The organism is Rhodococcus sp. CX (assembly GCF_015865005.1).
In the GTDB taxonomy this organism is placed as follows: Bacteria; Actinomycetota; Actinomycetes; order Mycobacteriales; family Mycobacteriaceae; genus Rhodococcus.
The window spans coordinates 29974-32437 of sequence record NZ_JADZGH010000010.1 but is presented as its reverse complement, the minus strand read 5'-3'; the positions used below and the strand labels follow the sequence as shown (position 1 = coordinate 32437).

The 2464-nt window shown below is 69.5% G+C and carries 1 protein-coding gene and 1 pseudogene; both read right to left on the bottom strand.

Translation table 11 applies throughout. The features are described from left to right. Window positions 1-909: 909 nt before the first annotated feature. Window positions 910-2067, bottom strand: coding sequence for a 3-oxoadipate enol-lactonase (gene pcaD, locus I0Q12_RS00985; RefSeq protein ID WP_197250179.1), 1158 nt, complete (start codon window positions 2065-2067; stop codon window positions 910-912). Next, window positions 2064-2464 (bottom strand): annotated as a pseudogene (locus I0Q12_RS31635) (3-carboxy-cis,cis-muconate cycloisomerase); the annotation flags it as partial. The gene pcaD and the pseudogene I0Q12_RS31635, both read right to left, overlap by 4 nt.

The window sequence follows — 2464 nt, the reverse complement described above, 5'->3', positions numbered from 1 at the left end:
TCAGTTCGTTTGGTTCCGGCTCGTACACCATCCTGATGGACGCAACCCGGACAGCGCGACGCCGGGCAGCACCCCGACATCTTCCATAGCGGACCTCATCGCGTCCGAGTCGAACACCCTCGAGACGACACAGCAGTTGCGATCGACGAGCAGGATCCCACATTCCGTGCCTGCCAGCTGTACCCGTAATTCATCGAGCACAGGTCGGGCGGCCTGCAGCAACCGTTCTGCCGAGTCCGCCGGGGCGAGCAGGGTCGGTTCCGGAACCTGTGCCGGATCGATGCCACTGAGCTGCGAGCGCTTCCAGGACAGTTCGATCTCCGGCCGTAAGGCGTGCATCACCGTTCCCCTTCCAATCGTGCCCGGCGATCAGCGGGGAGCGACATCGCCCACGTCACGATCCTGCTGGTTGCCGTCACCGGGAACTCATCGACCGGGCCCACGGACCGGGAGATCTTGTGGTCGGCGGAACGCTCGGTGCGGCACCCGGGTTGCGACGCAGCCGATTCGTCATCGCGTCTCCTTTCCGGGCACAGGTCACGGTGCCTACGGGAGGTCCCTGTCGGCGCCGATCTGCAAACGTACTCACCCGAGTGTGGTCCAGGTAATATTCGCCCATCCCACATTCGGTAACTGTTCAGATTCTGAACACCGAGAACCGCCGATGTGGGGAAAGAGGCAACGGTGGCAGTGGCACGGCTCGAGTTCGGCGGCCCCGCGACCGTGATCGGACTGGAGAGCACCAGTGCTTCGCATTCTTCGGGGTCGTCTCGAGCGTCCGGATCCTGCGTACCCACTCCTCCAGGGCGGCACGTTCATCGTCGGACACGATCGGTTCGGCCTCGGACCGCCCAGTACGTGCCATCCACCTGTTCATACGCTTGTGAACAGAATGCCCGACTCAGGACACTAGGCCTCGGTGGCCTCGACCGCGGCCTTGGTGAGGGCAAAGGCCCGGTTGCTGTTGGGCACCCCCGCGTAGACGGCGGTGTGCAGGAAAACCTCGACGAGCTCGTCCGGGTCCACACCGGCGCGCAACGCCGCCCGGATGTGCATGTCGAGTTCGTGCTCGTTGCCGACCGCGGTGAGGATGGCGAGGGTCAGCAGCCGGCGGGTGTGGTGGTCCAGACCGGGCCGCGCCCAGATGTCGCCCCACGCGGTGCGGGTGATGAAATCCTGGAACGGCGCAGTGATCTCGGTGGCCGCCGCCATCGCGCGGTCGACGTGGGCGTCGCCGAGCACCGAGCGCCGCACCCGCATGCCCAGGTCGAACGCGGCGGTGCGCTGGGCACCGGCGGGAGTCGCGCGGGTGAGGTGTTCGCGGACGAGGGCGGTGACCCGGCCGGCCTGCTCGACGCTCGCCAGGTGCGCTGCGGGATCGACGACGTGGAAGCCGGCGCCGGCGATGCCGTCGGCGAGCCGGCGCATCACGTCCGGCGGGGTCGCCGGGTCCTGGGCACCCGCGATCACGAGGGTGGGCGCGACGATCCGGGCCAGGTCGGCGCGGCCGTCCCACGTCGCGAGCGCCTCGCAGCACCCGGCGTACCCCTCGTCGCTCGTCGCGGACACCATCGCGACGTGGCGGTCGATCAGGTCGCGGTCGCGCGCGGCGAGCTCGGGGGTGAACCAGCGACCGACGATCGACTCGGCGATCGAGGCCACGCCCTCGGCACGGACGGTCACGGCCCGTTCCCGCCACGGTTCGGCCGGGAGGAAGGCTGCCGAGGTGCAGAGCAGCGTGAGCGTGCGGACACGTGCCGGATGATGCGCGGCGAGCCACTGTCCGACGGCCCCGCCGAGGGACAACCCCACGACGTGGACGGTGTCGAGAGCGAGTGCGTCGAGCAGCGCGACGACGTCGCCGCCGAGGTCGTCCATCGTGTACGGGCCGTCGACGACCGGTGACTTGCCGTGCCCGCGGTGGTCCACGGCGACGACGTGCGCGAGCGGTGACAGCGCGGCGATCTGCGGCTCCCACATCGACAGGTCGGAGCCGAGCGACCCGAGCAGCAGCACCGCGGGCGCGGAGGGGTCGCCGTGCTGTTCGTAGTGGAGAGCGACGGTCATGCCGGTCCTTCCGTTGTGTGGTGGCGGGCGACCGCGCGGTCGACGAGATCGCCCGCGTGACCGAGATAGTGTGTGGGGTCGAGCAACTCGCGCACCCGGTCGGCACCGAGAGGTCCGGTGATCGCCGGGTCGCGGTCGAGTGGGGTCCCGGCCAGGGCCGCGGCGGTGACGATGTCGCGGGCGTTGTCGGTGTGCTCGGCCAGCGCCGCGGTGACCTTCTCCGCGAGGATCGCGCCTCCGGTGAGCCCGAGGTTGCGGGCCAGCGCGTCCGGGTGCACGTGCAACCCGCCGAGGCTCACCGAAAGCTGGTGTGCCGCACCACCGGATAGCCGGATCAGGTCGGTGAGTGTCTCCCACTCGGCATGCCAGGCACCGGCTGCGCGGGCGAACTCGTGGT

Excerpts from the sequence above, each read along its gene's own strand:
- pcaD (WP_197250179.1), bottom strand. The coding sequence starts at position 2,067 with ATGACCGTCGCTCTCCACTACGAACAGCACGGCGACCCCTCCGCGCCC.